The sequence below is a fragment of the Brachybacterium squillarum M-6-3 genome, assembly GCF_000225825.1.
GTDB classification, from domain to species: Bacteria; Actinomycetota; Actinomycetes; order Actinomycetales; family Dermabacteraceae; genus Brachybacterium; species Brachybacterium squillarum.
Genome location: NZ_AGBX01000001.1, coordinates 825,512 through 844,074, shown reverse-complemented (window position 1 = coordinate 844,074; position 18,563 = coordinate 825,512). Strand labels below are relative to the sequence as shown.

The window sequence follows — 18,563 nt, the reverse complement described above, 5'->3', positions numbered from 1 at the left end:
CATGCCGGACCGGGTGGTTCCGCCCGGTCGGGACGATCAGATCTCGAAGTGGTCCGCGAGGTCGTCAGTGGTGACGCGGCCGCCGGTGCCGCCGGGCATCACCTCGTGGGCGCGCACGCGCAGGGTGCGGTCGCAGGCCGGGTGCGCCTCGAGCCTCACCTCGGCGGGGCCCAGCCCCTCCTGCTCGCGGTAGGTGCGCACCAGCGTCTCCAGCACGGAGGCGAAACAGCCGGTGACCTGCTCGCGGGTCTCCCCGGCGACGGACAGGGTGCCGGTGATGGTGGTGCCGCCGGTCTCGGAATCCCGGACGACGACGGCGCCGTCCAGGTGCTCGGTGGTCAGCTCGACGGCGTCCTGCAGGTCCTCCTGGACCGCCGGAGCGTCAGGGCGCGTGGTCTCCCCGACGCCACAGGCGCTCAGAAAAGAATCGATGATCCCCACGAGGGTTCCTCCACGTCGAATGTGTCCCGGGACCGTGCCCCGTCATTGTGGCGCACCACGTCCCCTTCCCGCTCCTCAACGCACGAAGCCGCCCCCGTGTTCCCGCCTACCCCGCCAAACCAGGGCATCTTCCCCACCGCTGGCCCCTCCCGCCCCACTGACCCTCCCGCCCTGCGGACCCGCCGGCCAACCTGACCCTCCTGCCCCACACCGAGATCGACATTCGGGTTGCCCTGAGCGCCGACGCCCACCCGAATGTCATTCTCGGCGCCAGCTCCGCCTCTGCTCCTCGCCGAGTTCGGCATTCGGGTTGCTGTGAGCTCCCGAGCCCACCGGAATGTCGATCTCGACGCCGGCCTCAGCCCCTCCCGCACCAGCTCCCCTGGCCCCTCTCACGACTGTGCCGACTCCACCCGGCTCCTCCCACGTCAGCGCCGCCGTGTTCTGTCCCCGCCCCTCTCCCTGCACCGAACTCTTCACGCTTGCGTGATCGGGGCGGTGACGACGCAATCTCGAAGATCTCGGTGGCGGAATGACCCGGACGGCGCACGGGCAGGCGGCCAGGGGCGGCAACGGGAGGGTGGCGGCCGCGGAGGTGCCTACGATCGGGGGATGGTGTCCGATGCCCCCTCCCCCGCTCCCACCCGCCTGGCCTTCATCGACGCGACGGCGGGCGTGGCCGGGGACATGTTGCTCGGCGCCCTGCTGGACGCCGGGGCCGACCTGGCCGGGGTGCAGCGGGTGCTCGACGCCCTCATCCCCGGCTCCGTCGGGCTGAGCGCGGCCACCGTCGACCGCCAGGGGCAGCGCGCCACCCAGGTGGAGGTGGAGGTGCTGGTGGCGGATCCGCCGCATCGTCGCTGGTCGGAGATCCGGGAGGGCCTCGAGAGCGCACGAGACAGCGGGACCGTTCCCGCCCGCACCGTCGACCTGGCGCTCGGGGTGTTCACCCGCCTGGCCGAGGCGGAGGCCGCCGCGCACGGCCTGCCCGCCGAGGAGATCCACTTCCACGAGGTAGGCGCCCTCGACTCGATCGCCGACGTGGTCGGCACCTGCGAGGCGTGGAGGCAGCTCGGCATCGCCTCGGCCGTGGGCAGCACGATCGCGGTCGGCTCAGGCCGCATCCGTGCCGCGCACGGCGACATCCCGGCGCCCGTCCCCGCGGTGGTGCGCCTGGCGACCGGCTGGCCGACGGTCGCCGGGGAGATCCTGCCCCCGCGCGGGCACGCTCCGACGCACAGCCACTCCGCTTCCGCCGCCCACGGTCGCGGCCAGCGTCCCCCGCATACCGAGGGCGGACCGCACGAGCACGGCGGGCAGCGGTTGCCGGAGGGCGTCGCGCCCGGCATCGGAGAGCTGGCCACGCCCACCGGGGTCGCCCTGGTCCGCGGTCTCGCCGAGCGCCACGGTCCCCAGCCCGCCCTGGTCACGGAGGCGCTGGGCGTCGGCGCGGGCAGCAAGGACACCCCCGGGCGCGCGAACGTGGTGCGCGTGCTGATCGGACAGCCCGCGGACCCGTCGCAGGCCGCCTCTCCCGCAAGAGGCACACGTCCGGCCCCGCTGGGCCACCCGGCACCCGGCGAAGCCGCACCTCCCGACGCCGAGGGCCTGCACGACGCCGCGCTCACCGCCGGGGCGCATCGCACCTCGGACCCCGCGCTCGCCCCCGATGCCCACGACACCCCGACCACCGCGATCCAGCTCGAGGCGAATGTCGACGACCTCGACCCGCGGCTGTGGCCCGGGGTCATCACCTCCCTGCTGGACGCCGGCGCGCTCGACGCCTGGCTGACCCCGATCGTGATGAAGCACGGCCGCCCCGCCGTCACCATCCATGCCCTGAGCAGGGAGGATGACCACGAAACCCTCGCCGGGCTGATCCACGAGGGCACGGGCACGCTCGGCGTGCGCCGGCATCGGGTGGAGCGCAGCATCCGCCGCCGCAGCTTCAGGGAGGTCACCGTCGACGGCGAGCGGATCGCGGTGAAGCTCGCTCACGACGAGCACGGCACCCCGGTGCGTGCCGAGCCCGAGTTCCGCGACGTCACCGCGGCCGCCCGCGCGCTCCACCGCAGCGAGCGCGAGGTCCTGTCCCGCGCCCAGGCGGAGGCCCGGCGCCTGCTCGACCGGCCCGGGTCCTGACCGGCGGACTCGAGGCACACGCACCGCAGCGCGGAGCGCCCCACGCGGGTCTCCCGTCCGCACCGCAGAGAAGCTCGCACGGGTCCTCGGTCCGCTGCCGTCGAGGTCCCGGTGGTTCGATGTCGCCCCGTCCGTGCCGTGTCCCCTCCCCGGGTCTTCGCCGAATCCGCTCCCCCGGCCGGACCGCGGGCGGATACTGGTGGGGCGAAAACCGCCGTTCCCGGGAGGTCCCCATGGTTGCCCTGTCCGACGCCGTCAACCTCGCCATCGACCAGGCGCGCAAGGACCCGCACGGCCGCCACGCCGAGCTGCTGCTGCACGACGGGCCGCTGCGCCAGACAGTGATCGCGCTGAAGCAGGGGGCGAAGCTCGGCGAGCACAATGCCCCGCCCGCCGCCTCGATCTACGTGCTGCGCGGCCGGGTGCGGATCACCGGGGAGGACCCCGTGGAGGTCTCGACCGGGCAGATCGAGGCCCTCACGCATCGCCGCCACGGGGTCGAGGCCAAGGACGACTCGGCCTTCCTCCTCACCACCGTGACCAGCGTGCCGGGCGCCGAGAGCCACGACGGCTCCCACTCCGACGACTGACTCGCCCCGCCCCCACCCGAGCCAGCCCGTCCGGGGTACGCGCGGACACGTTCCCGCGCAAATTTGCTCGGCTCACTTCCACCCATGGAAGTGAGGCGGGGAAAAGGTCGCGCACTGCCGGGTGGCTCCCGGACACACCGCGCCAGCCGGGCCGAGCCCGCGCCTTGGGTGGTCGGGTCGTCCGGGGCCGTCTTCTGCCCGAGCTTTTGTGCGCTCACGAACCACAGATGGCTCGTCAGCGCACAAAAGCTCGTGTACCCGCCCGGGGGAGCCGAGGCGTCGGGACGAGGCGGGGGCGGAACCAACCCGGCCCCGCCCCCACGCCCCGCCCGCTCAGCCCTCCGCGCCGGCGATGCGCAGCCAGGTGTCGACCACGGTGTCCGGGTTCAGGGACATCGAGGCGATGCCCTGGTCGACCAGCCATTCGGCCAGCTCGGGGTGGTCGCTGGGGCCCTGCCCGCAGATGCCCACGTACTTCCCGGCCTCGCGGCAGGCGTCGATGGCGCGGGCGATGAGGCCCAGCACGGCCGGGTCGCGCTCGTCGAAGCGGTCGGCCACCAGGGCGGAGTCGCGGTCCAGGCCCAGGGTGAGCTGGGTGAGGTCGTTGGAGCCGATGGAGAAGCCGTCGACGTGCTCCAGGAAGTCCTCGGCGCGCAGGGCGTTGGCGGGGATCTCGCACATCATCACCACCTGCAGACCGTTCTCGCCGCGCACCAGGCCGTGGGAGGCCAGCAGCTCCACCACGCCCTGCGCCTCGGCGGGGGTGCGCACGAAGGGGATCATGACCTTGAGGTTCGTCAGGCCCATGTCCTCGCGGACGTACCGCAGGGCCTCGCACTCCATCTGGAAGCAGGCCGCGAAGTCCTCGGAGAGGTAGCGGGAGGCGCCGCGGTAGCCCAGCATCGGGTTCTCCTCCTCCGGCTCGTACACCTCCCCGCCCAGCAGGTTCGCGTACTCGTTGGACTTGAAGTCCGACAGCCGCACGATCACCGGCTCGGGCGCGAAGGCCGCGGTGATGGTGGCGATGCCCTCGGCGACGCGGCCCACGAAGTACTCGCGCGGGGAGTCGTAGGCGGCGATGCGGTCGCGCACCTCGGCGGCGAGCTCGGGGTGGCTGCCCTCCAGGGTGTCCAGCTCCAGCAGGGCGCGGGGGTGGATGCCGATCTGCCGGTTGATGATGAACTCGAGCCGGGCCAGGCCGACGCCGTGGTGCGGCAGGCGGGAGAAGGCGAAGGCCTGCTCGGGGTTGCCGACGTTCATCATGATCCGGGTGGGGATCTCGGGCATCGCGTCCACCTCGGAGGTGGTGCGCTGGAACTCGAGGGTCCCGGCGTAGACGAAACCGGTGTCGCCCTCGGCGGCGGAGACGGTGACCTCCTCCCCGTCGGCCAGCACCCGGGTGGCCTCCCCGGTGCCGACGACGGCGGGGATGCCCAGCTCGCGGGCGATGATCGCGGCGTGGCAGGTGCGTCCGCCGCGGTTGGTGACGATGGCGCTGGCACGCTTCATGATCGGCTCCCAGTCGGGGTCGGTCATGTCGGCCACCAGCACCTGGCCGGGCTGGAAGTCGTGCATCTGGTCGAGGGAGGACAGCACCCGGACGGGCCCGGCGCCGATGCGGGCACCGATGGCGCGGCCCTCGATGCGGACCTCGCCGCTCTCGCTGAGCTGGTACTTCTCCACCACGGAACCGGCGCGGGACTGCACCGTCTCGGGGCGGGCCTGCAGGGTGTACAGCTCCCCGTCGGCGCCGTCGAGGCCCCATTCGACGTCCATCGGCCGCCCGTAGTGCTGCTCGATGAGCAGGGCCTGCCGGGCCAGGGCCTCCACCTGCGCGTCGGCCAGGGAGAACCGGCGACGGCGCTCGGGCTCGACGTCGACGAACTCGACGGTCCGGCCGACGGCGGGATCGTCGGTGTAGGTCATCTGGGTGGCCTTCTCGCCGACGTGGCGGGAGAGCACGGCGGGTCGCCCGTCGTTCAGCGCCGGCTTGGAGACGACGAACTCGTCGGGGTTCACGGCGCCCTGGACGACGCCCTCGCCGAGGCCGTAGGCGGAGGTGATGAGCACGGCCCGGTCGAAGCCGGACTCGGTGTCGACGGTGAACAGGACGCCGCTGGCGCCGATGTCGGAGCGGACCATCTTCTGCACGCCGGCGCTGAGGGCCACGGCGGCGTGGTCGAAGCCGTGGTGGACGCGGTAGGCGATGGCGCGGTCGTTGTAGAGGGAGGCGAAGACCTCGTGCACGGCCTCGAGGACCGCGTCGATGCCGCGCACGTTCAGGAAGGTCTCCTGCTGTCCGGCGAAGGAGGCGTCGGGCAGGTCCTCGGCGGTGGCGGAGGAGCGCACCGCGAAGGAGGCCTCGGCGCCGCTGCCGGCGGCGAGGGTCTCGTAGGCCTCCCGGATGCCGGCGTCGAGCTCGGCGGGGAAGGGCTGTTCCAGGACCAGGCCGCGGATGCGGGTGCCGGCGGCGGCGAGGGCCTTGGTGTCCTCGACGTCGAGGCCGCGGAGCTGCTCATCGATGCGGTCGGCGAGGCCGGTGCCGGAGAGGAAGGTGCGGTAGGCCTCGGCGGTGGTGGCGAAGCCGTCGGGCACGCGCACCCCGAGGGCGGAGAGGTTCGAGACCATCTCGCCGAGGGAGGCGTTCTTGCCGCCCACCTCCTCGAGGTCTGCCATTCCGAGCTCGGAGAGCCAGCGGATGCTCTGGGTCATGGGGGACTCCTTCCGGCGACGATGCCGTGGTGCGGGAGAACAGGTGGGAGATCGGTGCGGACGGGTGGACGGCCAGGAAGCTGGGGGTCAGTCGCCGTGGCGGGCGTTGAGGTACTGGAGGATGTGCGTGGACATCTCCTCGACGGAGGTGGCGGAGGAGTCCAGCGCGGGGATGCGGTGGCGGCGGTAGAGGCCGAGGGCGGCGTCGAGCTCCCACTGGGTCTGCTCGTGGGAGGCGTAGCGGGAGGCGGCGAGGCGCTCGCCGCGGATCTCGGAGAGCCGCTCGGGGGTGGTGTAGAGGCCGACGCAGCGGTCGGCGAGGTGGCGGATCGCTCCGGGCAGGGCGGTGGAGCGGAAGTCCTCGTCGACCAGCGGGTAGTTCGCGGCGAAGATGCCGTGGGTGAGGGCGAGGTACATGCTGGTGGGGGTCTTCCCGCAGCGTGACGGCGCGATGAGGATGACGTCGGCGCGTTCCAGGGCGCGCACGGACTGGCCGTCGTCGTGCTCGATCGCGAACTCCACGGCCTGCATCCGCGTGTTGTAGCGCTGCACGTCGCCGACGCCGTGCAGCCGGGCAGGGGTGTGGTCGCCGGACTGGCCGAGCCGGGACTCCAGCCGCGCCAGGTGGTCGGTCACGAAGTCGACGACGCAGGCGTTCGTGGCCAGCAGCTCCTCCCGCACGGCGTCGTCCACGGCGGTGAGGAAGACGATGGGCATCGGCCCCACCTCGACGGCGGCGTCGATCTCCTCCCGCACCCGGGCGGCGTCGTCGGGGGTGCGCAGGAAGGGCTTGAGGTGCCGCTCGAAGGGGATCGAGGGGAACTGCAGCAGCAGGGCGTTGCCCATCGTCTCGGCGCTGATGCCGGTGGAGTCGGAGACGAAGTAGACGGGCACGACGGGGCGCCGCTCGGGAGCCGGCGCGGTGCGGCCGGGCGCGGCCTTCAGGGGGGTGTTCAGGGGGCCGGCGTTCCCGGAGCGACGCGGGCGCGGCGGAGGCAGCGGCAGGGACTCGCCCATCGTCCACCTCCCTCGGTGCGGGGCGGGCTCTCGGGGCCCGCCACGTGATGCGGCACAGGTTAGCGACGGCGCTGTCGTGACCAGGGAGGTCACCGTACGGCGTGAGGCACCTCACGCACAACAGGCGTGGTGGTGCGTGAGTGGACCGGCTGAATCGTGGGAACGGTCAGGATCGCGCGGATGATTGTTACTGTTCGGTCATCTGAGCCGACACGTTCGTGTGTCGCTGCCGTCGAGATACCAACTCACCACGACCCCGCACGCCCGACGACGAGCAGCGCGTGCCAGACGGTGGTCGCGGGAATCCCGTCGACGTCGGTCAGGTCGCCTGCCGCGATGTCCTGCCGCCGTTCGAGCTCCATCCAGGCAGGCAGCTAACGACGGACCCTCCGCGAGGCCGCCATCCCCGAGGGCGAGTCCGCGCCGCGAGACTTCCGCACCGGCGCGCCACTGAACGAGGGCCCGGGCACGATCACCGTAAACGGCAAGGAGATCCCCGAGCCGCACTACGACATGAAGTTCGATGCGGAGAGCAAGAGCTGGGTTGCTGTCAACAAGGGCGAGGGATGGGGCCCCGGTGGCAAGCCCCTCGTGGACCCCGTCGAGTTCGATGCTGACGCCGGCAACGTCTACGAATCCGGCGATGCGCAGCGCCCGGGCGACGGCGACCCCCATACCCCGGATGAGTACCGGGACCCCGACTCCGGCGACGGCATCGAGCACCAGGACCGGGGCAATGACGACAAGCCCTGGCGCAGATACCAAGAGCAGATCAGCGGATGGAACCGGACCGAGGATGGACGGATACCCGAGTACGTCGTCCACGATCTCGACGGCAACAAGGTCGCGTTCGACGGACGTACCATGAGGGGGGACCAGGAAGTCTTCCTGGAGGCGAAACGCGGATACGAAATCCTTCAGGACGCCCCTGGCTCCGCCATGGCCAGCGACATGATGAAGAGCATCCATAAGCAAGCCTCCAGCCAAACCAAAGCCCTCCCTGATGGCGCCAAATTGGAGTGGCACGTTTCCTCCCAGAAAGGTGCGACCGCCATCCGAAATGTGCTCGAATCGGAAGGCTTGCGCAAAATCGATGTCGTTTTCACACCCGAACCCTGATTGGATTGCCGCGTGACAACATTTGCAGACTGCGAAGCCGATCAGATCCTGCTTCATGGCTCCTGGAGCCGCGAAGGCGAGAGCCCCGAATGGATGTCCTCCAGGGTGGTCGCGTTCATGACTTCTATGGAGAAGAGCGAGCCGTCCGTAGCCTGGCGCATCAATGAATGGAGGTGGGACGGCACCGAAGCTGGCCTGACTTCACTCTTTGCCAAGCATCCTTTTCTCGCGGAGGACGGCAGTCCATCACCCAGCTTGGGGTACGAGACTCTCAGTCTGGACTGCGATACGGATGCCGCATCGGTAGAGTTTCGATTCGCCGGCGGATCTTCCGTTGTGGGGCGAAGCGTGCCGGAACATCGATTTTCAATGGGTAGCCGTCGGGGGTCTGGGGATCGGATCGCTGCGCTCTGCAGAGCTGCCGTGCGAAGTTTTGCGATCGCCTTTGATCCGATTCAAGTACGCATGACAACTCGACACGTATTTCGAGGATGGAAGGGGGGGGACTGGTCGATCGATCCCGGCTACGAGGTCTGGCTCAACGATCTCGTCGGCACAATAAAGTCTGTCCCCGAGGGAATCTCGACCGAGCGTTTGGGTAACGGGACACTGTTCACGCTCCCTCCTGACTGGTCCAGCAAGCAAGTGGTGGCCGTGTGGGATGAATTCTTGACCGCCAACGGACTCTCGGAGATCGACAAAGCTTTGGTCCAGCCGATGGAGATTCAGCTCCCCCCGGAAGATGATCCCGGCCCGATCCCCGACAGCGTTCCCGTCGCAGGCGCACCCACTACCGAAAAGGCGAACCCCGTCACCGCAGAGGACTACCGCCGGCAGATCACCGGCTGGCTGCCCACGGAGGACGGCAAAGTCCCCACCTACGTCGTGCCCTTCGATGACCTCGACGGTCATCTCGTCACCTACGAAGGACGCACCCTGCGCGGCCCCGACGGGGAGAAGACCGAAGTCATGCTCACCTCGATCTTCCACGTCGACCACCTCGCCACCGACCCCATGAGCGACCTCTCCGCCCTCACCGCCGCAGACCTCCTCAGCATCGCCTCCTGGCAGATCGACGCCCTCCCCCACGGCGCCCGCCTCGAATGGCACTGCGACACCTCCCCCGGCGCAACAGCAGTGCGGAACCTGCTGGCCGTCAACGCCCTCACCGCGATCAACGTGATCCACACCCCCGCGATCGGAGCCGTCGATGCCTGAGAACACCGAACACATCTCCCACGACATCACCCTGCGCGCAGCGATCGCCCGCACCGACGAGCACCCAGGATCCGTCGCCCAACGCATCGACGACTTCACCGCCCAGATGACCCGCCACCTCGGCGTCACCGACTGGGAAGCACCCCTGGCCGGAAAATGGGAGGGCGACCTCCAGACCAAGATGAACACCGTCATGCGCATGGCCCGCGACGTCCTCGACATGGACGCCGGCGAACGCGGCCTGAACATGACCCTCACCGCCACCCACGGCGACCACGACATCACCGCGATCTTCACCCACGCCCCCGTGATCGGCACCACCGTGCCCCTGAACTACGTCACGGTCCGCATCGCCAACGGCGACCCCTCGAAGCAGGTCACCCTCGACGACGCCTTCCTCATGATCCAGATCCTCGTCGCCACCTTCGAACCCCAGGTCGCCTCCGTCACCAGCACCGAACTCGCGCTCCACTCCACCCCCACCCTGGGCTGGCAGCCCCCCATCGGCTACCTCGTCTGGCTCCCCCAGGACACCGACACCCTCACCCTCCCAGGCGACGGCTACCTCCAAGCCACCCCACTCTCAATCGGAGGGACACTCCTCTCCATAAGCCCCGTCCTCACCGAACGCAGCATCGGCACCATCCTCACCGACTTCTACACCACCAACAACATCACCAAGATCCCGCACGGATGAGAGTTTCCACTGGTCCAGTCGCCGAACATCGTTGCACGACAACGCGGACTGAAGTCGACTCACGACGACCTTTAGCACTTTAGGCTCACCCTCGGAGGTGGCCGATGACAGCACCCTGGTTCATTGCAGAACGGCGTTCCTACGACACCATGCTCGAGACGTATGACCGCGAGGCCTACGCCTCCGACAACCGCCGTACAAGCGGTGGCGTCATACGGAGCGCCGTGAGGAACGGTTCGATCCCGGACCGGATCGCGATCACCCACTTCCTGCTCGACGAAGGCCTCGACCCCCTGATGCTCGGGGCGGGGACCACATCAACGTCCTCCATTCCTCCTTCGGCCATGGAACCGACCGCGACTTCGCCGCCGAAGCACCCCTGCTGAAACGCCTGCTGGACCTCGGCGCAGACATGACCCTGCGCTCACCCCGCTTCGGCACCTCCTGGGAACTGCTCGTGGACATGCCCTGGCGCGGGAGTGACCCCACGCCGTTCTACGACGCGATCTTCGACCGACCGGACCTGGACCTCGACCAGCCCCTGGAAACCAAGTACGGCAAGACCGTCCGCGACTTCCTCTACCGCCTCCCCCACGGCCTCGCCCCCCTCACCGAACGAGCCCGCGCCTACGACCAGGCCCACCCCACCCCCAACACCCCACAGTCGACCGTCGAGGACAGCATCCATGACTGAGCCCACCCCACGATCGAGTTCATCCCGAACGCCGGCGCCTGCCTCGCCACCCACAACGTCCTCGAGCGTCGCGGCAATGTCCGCTGGATGACCCGCCTCGAATCCACCAACCCTGCCGACAACGGCTGGCAGATCATCTCCGAGTTCGACGACAGCGACTACCTCAACAACACCGACAACTGGCGCGTCGCCGAATACAACGACCTCTGCATGATCGAACCCGCCCTCATCGGCATCTGGAACCTCCCCGTCGGCTCCCAGCTCGAGATCGTCCGCGACGACCTCGGCATCGGCATCATCGACAACCGCACCGGCTACGAAGTCCCCGAGGACCAGCTCTACGTCCCGCCCTCGCAGCGCGCCTGAGCACCCGCCAGGGCCACGGCAGTCGCTACGAAGCGGCTGCCGGGGCTTCTGCGTGCCCGAGCACCGCCACCAGGAAGCCGTCGTCCGCGGGCCGCAGGTCCCAGGAGGAGAAGCGCGCCTGCAGGGTGAGCCCGGCCGCGGCGGCGTCGGCCAGGAAGTCCTCGGCGCCGTAGCCGCGGTCCAGGCCGAATCCCACCACCAGGCGACCCTCGGGCGCGAGGTGCGCGGCCAGGCCGTGCAGCGCGGGCAGCCGTTCGGCGGTGGCGAGGAAGGTCAGCACGTTGCCGGCGCTGACGATCAGGTCGAACTCCGGCCGCTCCCCCGCGGCGTCGCGCAGGTCCAGGCGTGCCAGGTCGCCCTGCTCGAAGCGGGCGCTGGGCTGTTCGGTGCGGGCCGTCTCGATGAGGTGCGGGTCGAGGTCCACACCCAGCACGTCGTGGCCGGCGCGGGCCAGGTAGGCCGCCACCCGGCCGGAGCCGCAGCCGGCGTCGAGGATGCGGGAGCCGCGGGCGGCCATCGCGTCGATCAGGCGGGCCTCGCCGTGGATGTCCTGGCCGGAGGCTTCCAGACGGCGCCAGCGCTCCGCGTACCGCTGCGAATGGGAGGGGTCGCGACGAACGGCCGCCGTCCAGCGGTTCTCCTCGGCGCCGCCCCCGGGAAGGGGCGGCATGCCGAGGGACCCGGTGGGCGTCATGCTCAGGCCGCGGCGCGGGAGTCGTCGCGGATCTGGCCCACCAGCTCCTCGAGCATGTCCTCGAGGGTGACGATGCCGATCACGGTGCCGTCGGCGTCGGTGGCGGCACCGAGGTGCGCGGCGGAGGTCTGCATCGAGGTCAGGGCCTGCCGCAGCGGCTGATCGGCGCGGATCGCCGGCAGCGGGCGGATGCGCTCGGGATCGATCGGGAGGTCGCGGGCGTCCTCCTCGGTCTCCAGCACGTCCTTGATGTGGATGTAGCCGGTCAGGCGACCGTCGGCGGCCTGCACGGGGAAGCGCGAGAAGCCCTCCATCGCGGCGGTCTCCGCCTGGGTGGGGGTGACGCCCTCGGGCAGGGTGGTGACCTCTGCCAGCGGGATCACGAGGTTCGCGACGCTGCGCTGGTCGAAGGTGAGGGCGCCCAGCAGCAGCGCCTCGTCGTTGTCCTCCAACATGCCGCCCTCGCGGGACTCGCTGACCATCGCGGCCACCTCGTCCTGGGTGAAGGCGCTGGTCACCTCGTCCTTGGGCTCGACGCCGAGCAGGCGCAGCACGCCGTTGCCGATGGCGTTGAAGGTCCACAGCACGGGCCGCAGCACGGTGACGATGCCCATCAGGATCGGACCCAGGATCATCGCCATCCGCTCCGGGCCGGCCAGCGCGATGTTCTTGGGGACCATCTCGCCGAACACCACGTGCAGGTAGGTGACCAGGGACAGCGCGATCACGAAGGCGATCGGGTGCTGCAGGGCGGAGGGAACGCCGATGGCTTCGAAGGGCACCTCCAGCAGGTGGGCGATGGCCGGCTCGCTGATCGCGCCGAGCGCCAGGGAGCACACGGTGATGCCGAGCTGCGCGCCCGCCATCATCAGCGAGACCTGCTCCATCGCGCGGATGGTGACCTTCGCGGCCCTGTTCCCCTCGAGCGCCTTCGGCTCGATCACCGAGCGGCGGGCGGAGATCAGGGAGAACTCGGCGCCGACGAAGAACGCGTTCAGCGCCAGCAGGACCAGGGTGAGAGCGATGCCCATGCCGTCACTCATCGGGCCTCCTCCTTGTCCGTGTCGTTCTCGCGCGCGGAATCATCCCGCGCCGATTCGTCCTCGCCGTCCTCGTCCTCGTCGGGCGCGGCCTCGACGGTGACGTGGATGGTCTCGATGCGCAGGCCGTCGATCTCGAGCACCTCGATGCGCAACCGCGCCGGGTCCTCGCCGGGCTCCGGGTCGGTGTCCACGACGATCTCGTCGCCCAGCTCCGCCAGGCGTCCCAGCTCCATCGTGACCAGGCCGCCGAGGGTGTCGTAGTCCTCGTGCTCGGGGACGGTCACGCCGAGCCGCTCGCTGGCCTCGTCGGGCCGGATGCGGGCGTCGAACTCCCAGGAGCCGTCGGCCTCGGGGGTGTCGTCCTCCTCCTCGTCGTGCTCGTCGCGGACCTCGCCGACGATCTCCTCGACCAGGTCCTCCAGGGTGATCAGGCCCGCGTGGTCGCCGAACTCGTCGACGACGACGGCCATCTGCAGGCCGCCCTGGCGCAGGGTGTCCATCAGGTCGTCCAGCGGCACCGTGTCCGGGACGAAGGTGGCGGCGCCCATCACGGTGTCCACGCGGGTGTCGGCGCGTTTCGCGAAGGGCACGGCCAGGCCGTGGCGGATGTGCGCGACGCCGGCGATCTCGTTCTCCTCGGTGAGCACCGGGAATCGGGAGTGCCCGGTCTCGCGGGACAGGTGCAGCAGGTCGGCGACGCTGTCGTCGACGTCGAGCACGTCCATGCGGCCGCGGGGCACCATCGCGTCATGGGCGCGGCGGTCGCCGAAGGCGAGGGTGCGCTGGACCAGGTTCGCGGTCTCGGCGGCCAGGGCGCCCTCGTCGGCGGAGCGCTTGACCAGCGCGGACAGCTCCTCGGCGCTGCGGGCGGAGCCCAGCTCCTCCTGCGGCTCGATGCCCATCGCCCGCACCACGGCGTTCGCGTTGCCGTTGAACAGGCGGATCGGCCACATCAGGATCTTCGAGAACAGGCGCTGGAAGCCGACGACGGCCTTGGCGGTGCGCAGCGGCTGTGCGATCGCGAGGTTCTTGGGCACCAGCTCGCCGAAGATCATGGTCAGCCCGGTGGCGAGCACCAGGGCCAGGGCCACGGAGACGGTGCGGGCGGCCACGGAGCTCAGGCCCAGGTCCTGCAGCGGCGGGCCGACGATCGCGGCGATCGCGGGCTCGGCGAGGAAGCCGATGGCCAGGTTCGTGACGGTGATGCCGAGCTGCGCGCCGGAGAGCTGCGTGGACAGGGTCCGCATGCCCTCCAGGACGCCCTGGGCGCGCTTGTCGCCCGCCTTCGCGGCGGCCTCGACGTCGTTGCGGTTCGCGGTGATGAGGGAGAACTCGGCGGCCACGAATCCGCCGCAGGCCAGGATCAGCACGAGGCTGGCGGCCAGGGAGAGGAGAGGTCCGATCAGATCCATCGGGGCTCCCGGGTGGGGAGGTGGTGCGGTGTCAGGCCCGAAGGCCTTCGACTGTCACAGGGGGCGTCGCTGGCGGCGCTCATGGTCTCCTGGTTCTCCTCGTGCCGGCCCCGGCTCTCGGGGGCGGAATGGGGAGAGAATACAACCCGTCCCGGGGTGGTGGCAGGGGGTGCCGCTTCCGGGGGATATGCGATCGGCCACGGCCGGGCGCACCGGGCGGGACGGTCACCGCTGCGGGGCGGGTGCGGGGGCGGGGATCAGGTCCCGGCCTCCCTGAGCCGGCGCCGCAGGAACGCCGCGACCTGCTCGATCTCCACCTGGTCGACGCCGTGGCCGAGGCTCGGTCGGCGCACCTCCTCGACCGCGGTGTGGGCGCGCAGGAAGTCCCGCACGGCGTCCTCGCGGTCCGGGCCGAACAGGGGGTCCATGCCGCCGTGGCCCCACAGCACCGGGGGTCGCGCCTCGGCGAGCGCGGCATCGCCCGGCATGGGGGCGGGGAAGGGGGCGCCGGAGAGCTGCACCAGCCAGCCCAGCGCCTCGGGGTCTCGGCGCAGCAGCTGCAGGCCGAGGATGCCGCCCTGGGAGAAGCCGATCGCGCCGGCGACCGGGGCGTCCTGCGCGGCGATGAACTCCTCGACGGCTGCGGCGGAGGTCTGCAGCGACTCGGGGTGCTCGGGGTCGAGGGGGTGCTCGAGCCAGGCGTATCCGGGGCCGTAGCGGTGGGTGCCGCGCAGCGAGAGGTAGCGGTACTCGGGCGGCAGCAGGGGTACCAGCTCGGAGAGGTCGCGTTCGTGGGAGCCGACGCCGTGCAGCAGCAGCACGATCGGGGCGCCGGGGGCCTGGTTGCCGAGGTCGACCACGGCGACGGGGTCGATCCGGGGGGCGATCAGCTCGATCGGGGGTGTGGCGGGGGTGCTCATACCCCCACACGCTATCCCCGCCGGCTGCGTGCGAGGCCACCGACCGCCTCTCTCACCCGGGGCCATTCACCGGCCCGGGCGCGGGCGTCCGGGCAGGGAAGAACCCGCAGGGTGCGCGGGGCGCATGTCGGATGGACGAGGTCCGACCCCTGCGGGTTCCGGCAGCTCGGTGGGATTCGCTGCGGGTCCGTCGATCTGGGGCCCGCAGCAGCGGGTCAGGCCGATGGTCGCCTCAGCGGCGAGCCACCTCACATGTCCGAGAAGACTTCACTGGTCGGACCACCTCCTTTCCTGTGTGCCACCACCGTAGGACTCCGGCCCTGCGAGGGCAACGGATTTTCTCCCGGGGCGGACGCGGGGCCGGAGCGGCGCCGCTCAGGCGAGGGCGTCGGTGATCGCGCCGATGAAGGCGTCCAGGTCATCGGGGGTGCGGGAGGTGATCAGGCGGTAGCCGCGGGAGTCGTCCACGATCACCTCGGCGTCCTCCCAGGCGGCCCCGGCGTTGACCAGGTCGGGGCGGATGGTGGGCACGGACGTGAGCCGGGCACCCTCGGCGAGGCCGGTGTCCACCAGCAGCCAGGGGGCGTGGCAGATCGCGGCGACGGGCTTGCCGGCGGCGGCGACGGCCTGGGTGATCGCGCGGGCGGTGTCGTCGGCGCGCAGCTGGTCGGCGTTCAGGGTGCCGCCGGGCAGCACCAGGGCGTCGACCTCAGCGGGGTCGATGCTGTCGTGGGTGGTGTCCACGGGCACCTCGGGGCCGGGGTCGGCGTCGAGCACCAGGGTGGTGACCACACCGGTCTCGGGGGCGGCGACCGTGACGGTGGCGCCGGCGGCGCGGAGCTCCTCGATGGGGCGGCTGATCTCGGCGGCCTCGGCGCCGGAGTTGCTGCTGAGCACCAGCACGCGGCGGCCCTGCAGGGGTCCGGTCGGGTTGGTCTCGGTGGTGGGAGCGGTCATGGCGTCCTCCTTCTCGCGCGGGTGGGGCGACGCGGATCCTCGGTGCCCTCGCGGGTCCTGTCCTCGCGGGGTGGGCGTGGGGCGGGGCCGATGGCGTCGCCGTCCCGCCGACCGTAACACCGCGCCGGACCCGGAGGTCGAGGGAAAACCGGCCGGGACCTCCACGGATGGGGTCGAGTCGGGCGCGCTGCGGGGCCGGCCGCGACCGGGCGGTCCGATCCTGGTCCGGGCGCTCCGGCTCAGGTGCCGCAGAAGGTCAGGAAGTCCTCGCCGCCCTCGCCGGGGCCGATCCACTCGGGGTGGTCGGGCGGCACCTTTCCGGGGCGGCGGACCGCCTCGAGGAAGGCGTGGACGGGCGCGAGGTCGCCCAGCTCGGCCGCCCTCAGCACCGCCTCCAGGTGCTGGTTGCGGGGGATCACCCGCGGGTTCGCCTGCTCCATCTCCGCCTGCAGGTGGGCGTGGAGGCCGGGGTCGCGCCCCACCCCGGTCCTCTCGCGCAGCGCCTCCCACCGGTCCAGCCACGCCTCCAGGTCGCTCGCGCCCCCGGCCGCAGACGCATCTCCTGCCGCGGCGCTGACGAGGGCTCGCACCCCGTCGGCGCCGTCGTCGGTGAGGGTGCGGAAGGTGCCGGTGTGGTCCAGGCCGTGCGCCTCCATCAGGGCGAACAGGTCCGCGGTGAGCACCTCCACCTCGGCGCCGGCCTCGGGACGGTGCAGGGGGATGCCGAGCTTGCAGGCCATCACCGCGGCGAAGGCCTCGCGATAGCGGGGCTCGAAGCCCTCCAGCACCGCGGTGGCCCGGGCGACCGCGGACTCGGGGTCCTCGGCGTCGATGAGGTCGAGCAGGGCCTCCCCCAGCCGCGACAGGTTCCACAGGGCGATGCCGGGCTGGTTGGCGTAGGCGTAGCGGCCCTGCGCGTCGATGGAGCTGAACACGGCGCCGGGGCGGTGCCGGTCGAGGTAGGCGCAGGGTCCGTAGTCGATGCCCTCGCCGGAGAGCGTCATGTTGTCGGTGTTCATCACGCCGTGGACGAAGCCGGCGCCCATCCAGGCGGCCACCAGCTCCGCCTGGGCGTCGCGCACCGCGGTGAGCAGGGCCAGCGCCGGGTTCTGGGCCCCCGCCGCCGCGGGGTGGTGGCGCTCCAGGGTGTGAGCCAAGAGGGCCTCGCGCACGTCCCGGTCGTGGTGCCAGGCCGCGAACTGCACGGTGCCGACCCGCAGGTGGCTGGCGGCGACCCGGACCAGCAGGGCACCGGGCTCGGGGGTGACGCCGCGGCGCGGGGCGATCCGCTCCCGGGTGGTGAGCACGGCGAGCGCGCGGGTGGTGGGGATGCCGGCGGCGTGCATGGCCTCGCCGATCACGGCCTCGCGCAGCATCGGGCCCAGCGGCGCCTTGCCGTCGGCGGCGCGGGCGAAGGGGGTGCGGCCGGAGCCCTTGAGGTGCAGGTCGCGGCGCTGTCCGTGGGTGTCGAGCAGGTCGCCGAGCAGCAGGGCGCGGCCGTCGCCGAGCTGCGGATTGGGCCGGCCGAACTGGTGACCGGCGTAGGCCTGGGCGGTGGTGAAGGGCTCGGCGGGGGTCTCGGCCTCGTCGGACAGCGGGCGGCCCTGGGCGTCGACCCGGCCCGTCAGCAGGGAGATCCCCGCGGGGCCGCGCAGCCAGGCGGGGTCGTAGCCGAGCTCCCGGGCCAGCTCCTCGTTCAGCCAGGCGATCGCCGGGGCGGGCGGTTCGGCGGCGGCGATGGGGAGGGACAGCTCCGGCACCGCCGCGGCGTAGCCCTGGTGCAGGACGGGGCCGGGCACCGGGGCATCGTCGTCCGAGGCCAGGGGATCCGGGTGGGCATCCATCCGCCCACGCTACCGCCGCCGCGCGCGGGCCGCGGGGCACCAGGTCATGGGCGCGACCCCTGACCCGGGTCACGACCTGGCACCGATCCTCCCCCGCCGCGCGAACCTGGGGGCGCTCCCGCGGGCAGGCCCGTAGCCTGGAGCGATGACCACGCGCTCCACCTACCTCCTGGTCGATGGGGAGAACATCGACGCCACCCTCGGGGTGTCCGTGCTCGGCCGTCGTCCCCACTCGGAGGAGCGGCCGCGCTGGAACAAGCTGCTCCAGCACGCGGAGGAGGCGTGGAGCCAGCCCGTGAACGGGCTGTTCTTCCTGGCCGTCGGCGAGTCGCTGCCCGTCACCTTCGTGCAGGCGCTGATCGCGCTGGGCTACAAGGCGATCCCGCTGCGCGGCGAGGGCAAGGTCGTGGACATCGCGATCCAGCGCACCGCGGAGGCCCTGGCCACCCGCGAGGCAGACGTGATGCTGGTCAGCCACGACCGGGACTTCGCCCCGCAGATGGCGCAGCTGGCCGAGGACCCCGACCGCCGTGTCGGCCTGGTCGGCTTCCAGGAGTTCATCGCCTCGGACCTGCGGGCCATCCCGAACCTGGAGTTCTTCGACCTCGAGTTCGACGTCGCCGCCTTCACCAGCCCGCTGCCGCGGGTGCGGATCATCGAGATCGACGAGTTCGATCCCTTCGAGTTCCTCTGAGCC

At 71.3% G+C, this 18,563-nt stretch carries 18 protein-coding genes; 9 read left to right on the top strand and 9 right to left on the bottom strand.

From position 1 onward, the window contains the following. Nucleotides 1-36 precede the first annotated feature (36 nt). Nucleotides 37-441, bottom strand: coding sequence for a hypothetical protein (locus OM98_RS03705; RefSeq protein WP_010533231.1), 405 nt, complete (start codon nt 439-441; stop codon nt 37-39). A 612-nt stretch (nt 442-1,053) separates the two neighbouring features. Between OM98_RS03705 and larC the strand changes: the two genes are divergently transcribed. Both larC and OM98_RS03695 read left to right on the top strand, forming a co-directional pair. After that, entirely contained in the window at nt 1,054-2,583 is a 1,530-nt protein-coding gene (gene larC / locus OM98_RS03700) for a nickel pincer cofactor biosynthesis protein LarC (protein ID WP_010533230.1), read from the top strand. Nucleotides 2,584-2,816: 233 nt separating this feature from the next. After that, nucleotides 2,817-3,173 carry a cupin domain-containing protein gene (locus OM98_RS03695; RefSeq protein WP_010533229.1) on the top strand — a complete coding sequence of 119 codons (357 nt, stop codon included), beginning with the start codon at nt 2,817-2,819 and terminating at the stop codon, nt 3,171-3,173. 333 nt (nt 3,174-3,506) lie between these two features. Here OM98_RS03695 and ppsA read toward each other — a convergent pair whose 3' ends face one another. Together ppsA and OM98_RS03685 are read right to left on the bottom strand one after the other, a co-directional pair. Further along, the gene (ppsA, locus tag OM98_RS03690; protein ID WP_010533228.1) at nt 3,507-5,885 is read right to left on the bottom strand and encodes a phosphoenolpyruvate synthase; all 2,379 of its coding nucleotides are present in this window, start codon (nt 5,883-5,885) and stop codon (nt 3,507-3,509) included. Between the two features lie 87 nt (nt 5,886-5,972). Then, nucleotides 5,973-6,902, bottom strand: coding sequence for a pyruvate, water dikinase regulatory protein (locus tag OM98_RS03685; protein WP_010533227.1), 930 nt, complete (start codon nt 6,900-6,902; stop codon nt 5,973-5,975). Nucleotides 6,903-7,415: 513 nt separating this feature from the next. Between OM98_RS03685 and OM98_RS03680 the strand changes: the two genes are divergently transcribed. The 6 genes from OM98_RS03680 (at nt 7,416) to OM98_RS03660 (ending at nt 10,996) form a co-directional block, all read left to right on the top strand. After that, on the top strand, nt 7,416-8,021 hold the full coding sequence (locus tag OM98_RS03680; RefSeq protein WP_010533226.1) for a Tox-REase-5 domain-containing protein: 606 nt from the start codon (nt 7,416-7,418) through the stop codon (nt 8,019-8,021). 12 nt (nt 8,022-8,033) lie between these two features. Then, nucleotides 8,034-9,239 carry a hypothetical protein gene (locus OM98_RS15445; RefSeq protein ID WP_139017561.1) on the top strand — a complete coding sequence of 402 codons (1,206 nt, stop codon included), beginning with the start codon at nt 8,034-8,036 and terminating at the stop codon, nt 9,237-9,239. Then, nucleotides 9,232-9,936 carry a hypothetical protein gene (locus OM98_RS03670; protein ID WP_010533224.1) on the top strand — a complete coding sequence of 235 codons (705 nt, stop codon included), beginning with the start codon at nt 9,232-9,234 and terminating at the stop codon, nt 9,934-9,936. The genes OM98_RS15445 and OM98_RS03670 overlap by 8 nt, the downstream gene beginning before the upstream one ends. Nucleotides 9,937-10,040: 104 nt before the next feature. Continuing rightward, nucleotides 10,041-10,322, top strand: coding sequence for a hypothetical protein (locus tag OM98_RS15440; RefSeq protein WP_139017560.1), 282 nt, complete (start codon nt 10,041-10,043; stop codon nt 10,320-10,322). Nucleotides 10,323-10,348: 26 nt separating this feature from the next. Continuing rightward, nucleotides 10,349-10,630 carry a hypothetical protein gene (locus tag OM98_RS03665; protein WP_010533222.1) on the top strand — a complete coding sequence of 94 codons (282 nt, stop codon included), beginning with the start codon at nt 10,349-10,351 and terminating at the stop codon, nt 10,628-10,630. Between the two features lie 12 nt (nt 10,631-10,642). Beyond that, entirely contained in the window at nt 10,643-10,996 is a 354-nt protein-coding gene (locus OM98_RS03660; protein ID WP_029362669.1) for an immunity protein Imm33 domain-containing protein, read from the top strand. A gap of 25 nt (nt 10,997-11,021) precedes the next feature. On the opposite strand, the gene OM98_RS03655 is transcribed toward OM98_RS03660, so the two are convergent. From OM98_RS03655 to OM98_RS03630, 6 genes are all read right to left on the bottom strand, one after another. Next, the gene (locus OM98_RS03655; protein WP_010533220.1) at nt 11,022-11,666 is read right to left on the bottom strand and encodes a class I SAM-dependent methyltransferase; all 645 of its coding nucleotides are present in this window, start codon (nt 11,664-11,666) and stop codon (nt 11,022-11,024) included. Nucleotides 11,667-11,692: 26 nt separating this feature from the next. Next, on the bottom strand, nt 11,693-12,733 hold the full coding sequence (locus OM98_RS03650) for a hemolysin family protein (protein WP_010533219.1): 1,041 nt from the start codon (nt 12,731-12,733) through the stop codon (nt 11,693-11,695). Next, a complete protein-coding gene (locus OM98_RS03645; RefSeq protein WP_010533218.1) occupies nt 12,730-14,145 on the bottom strand; it encodes a hemolysin family protein in 1,416 nt (471 codons plus the stop codon). The genes OM98_RS03650 and OM98_RS03645 overlap by 4 nt, the downstream gene beginning before the upstream one ends. A 257-nt stretch (nt 14,146-14,402) precedes the next feature. Then, a complete protein-coding gene (locus OM98_RS03640) occupies nt 14,403-15,065 on the bottom strand; it encodes an alpha/beta hydrolase (RefSeq protein ID WP_010533217.1) in 663 nt (220 codons plus the stop codon). A gap of 375 nt (nt 15,066-15,440) precedes the next feature. Further along, complete coding sequence (locus OM98_RS03635) at nt 15,441-16,022, bottom strand: DJ-1/PfpI/YhbO family deglycase/protease (protein ID WP_010533216.1); 582 nt, start codon at nt 16,020-16,022, stop codon at nt 15,441-15,443. Nucleotides 16,023-16,261: 239 nt separating this feature from the next. Then, on the bottom strand, nt 16,262-17,866 hold the full coding sequence (locus OM98_RS03630; protein ID WP_010533215.1) for a protein adenylyltransferase SelO: 1,605 nt from the start codon (nt 17,864-17,866) through the stop codon (nt 16,262-16,264). A gap of 145 nt (nt 17,867-18,011) precedes the next feature. On the opposite strand from OM98_RS03630, the gene OM98_RS03625 reads away from it, so the two are divergent. Then, complete coding sequence (locus OM98_RS03625) at nt 18,012-18,560, top strand: NYN domain-containing protein (protein ID WP_010533214.1); 549 nt, start codon at nt 18,012-18,014, stop codon at nt 18,558-18,560. Nucleotides 18,561-18,563 lie beyond the last annotated feature (3 nt).

What these genes read in the sequence shown, in the direction of transcription:
- ppsA (WP_010533228.1), bottom strand. Translation starts at nt 5,885, where the DNA reads ATGACCCAGAGCATCCGCTGGCTCTCCGAGCTCGGAATGGCAGACCTC.
- OM98_RS03665 (WP_010533222.1), top strand. Translation starts at nt 10,349, where the DNA reads ATGACCCTGCGCTCACCCCGCTTCGGCACCTCCTGGGAACTGCTCGTG.
- OM98_RS03645 (WP_010533218.1), bottom strand. Translation starts at nt 14,145, where the DNA reads ATGGATCTGATCGGACCTCTCCTCTCCCTGGCCGCCAGCCTCGTGCTG.
- OM98_RS03670 (WP_010533224.1), top strand. Translation starts at nt 9,232, where the DNA reads ATGCCTGAGAACACCGAACACATCTCCCACGACATCACCCTGCGCGCA.
- OM98_RS03640 (WP_010533217.1), bottom strand. Translation starts at nt 15,065, where the DNA reads ATGAGCACCCCCGCCACACCCCCGATCGAGCTGATCGCCCCCCGGATC.
- OM98_RS03635 (WP_010533216.1), bottom strand. Translation starts at nt 16,022, where the DNA reads ATGACCGCTCCCACCACCGAGACCAACCCGACCGGACCCCTGCAGGGC.
- OM98_RS03630 (WP_010533215.1), bottom strand. Translation starts at nt 17,866, where the DNA reads ATGGATGCCCACCCGGATCCCCTGGCCTCGGACGACGATGCCCCGGTG.
- OM98_RS03680 (WP_010533226.1), top strand. Translation starts at nt 7,416, where the DNA reads ATGAAGTTCGATGCGGAGAGCAAGAGCTGGGTTGCTGTCAACAAGGGC.
- OM98_RS03655 (WP_010533220.1), bottom strand. Translation starts at nt 11,666, where the DNA reads ATGCCGCCCCTTCCCGGGGGCGGCGCCGAGGAGAACCGCTGGACGGCG.
- OM98_RS03695 (WP_010533229.1), top strand. Translation starts at nt 2,817, where the DNA reads ATGGTTGCCCTGTCCGACGCCGTCAACCTCGCCATCGACCAGGCGCGC.
- OM98_RS03650 (WP_010533219.1), bottom strand. Translation starts at nt 12,733, where the DNA reads ATGAGTGACGGCATGGGCATCGCTCTCACCCTGGTCCTGCTGGCGCTG.
- larC (WP_010533230.1), top strand. Translation starts at nt 1,054, where the DNA reads ATGGTGTCCGATGCCCCCTCCCCCGCTCCCACCCGCCTGGCCTTCATC.
- OM98_RS03685 (WP_010533227.1), bottom strand. Translation starts at nt 6,902, where the DNA reads ATGGGCGAGTCCCTGCCGCTGCCTCCGCCGCGCCCGCGTCGCTCCGGG.
- OM98_RS03625 (WP_010533214.1), top strand. Translation starts at nt 18,012, where the DNA reads ATGACCACGCGCTCCACCTACCTCCTGGTCGATGGGGAGAACATCGAC.
- OM98_RS15440 (WP_139017560.1), top strand. Translation starts at nt 10,041, where the DNA reads ATGACAGCACCCTGGTTCATTGCAGAACGGCGTTCCTACGACACCATG.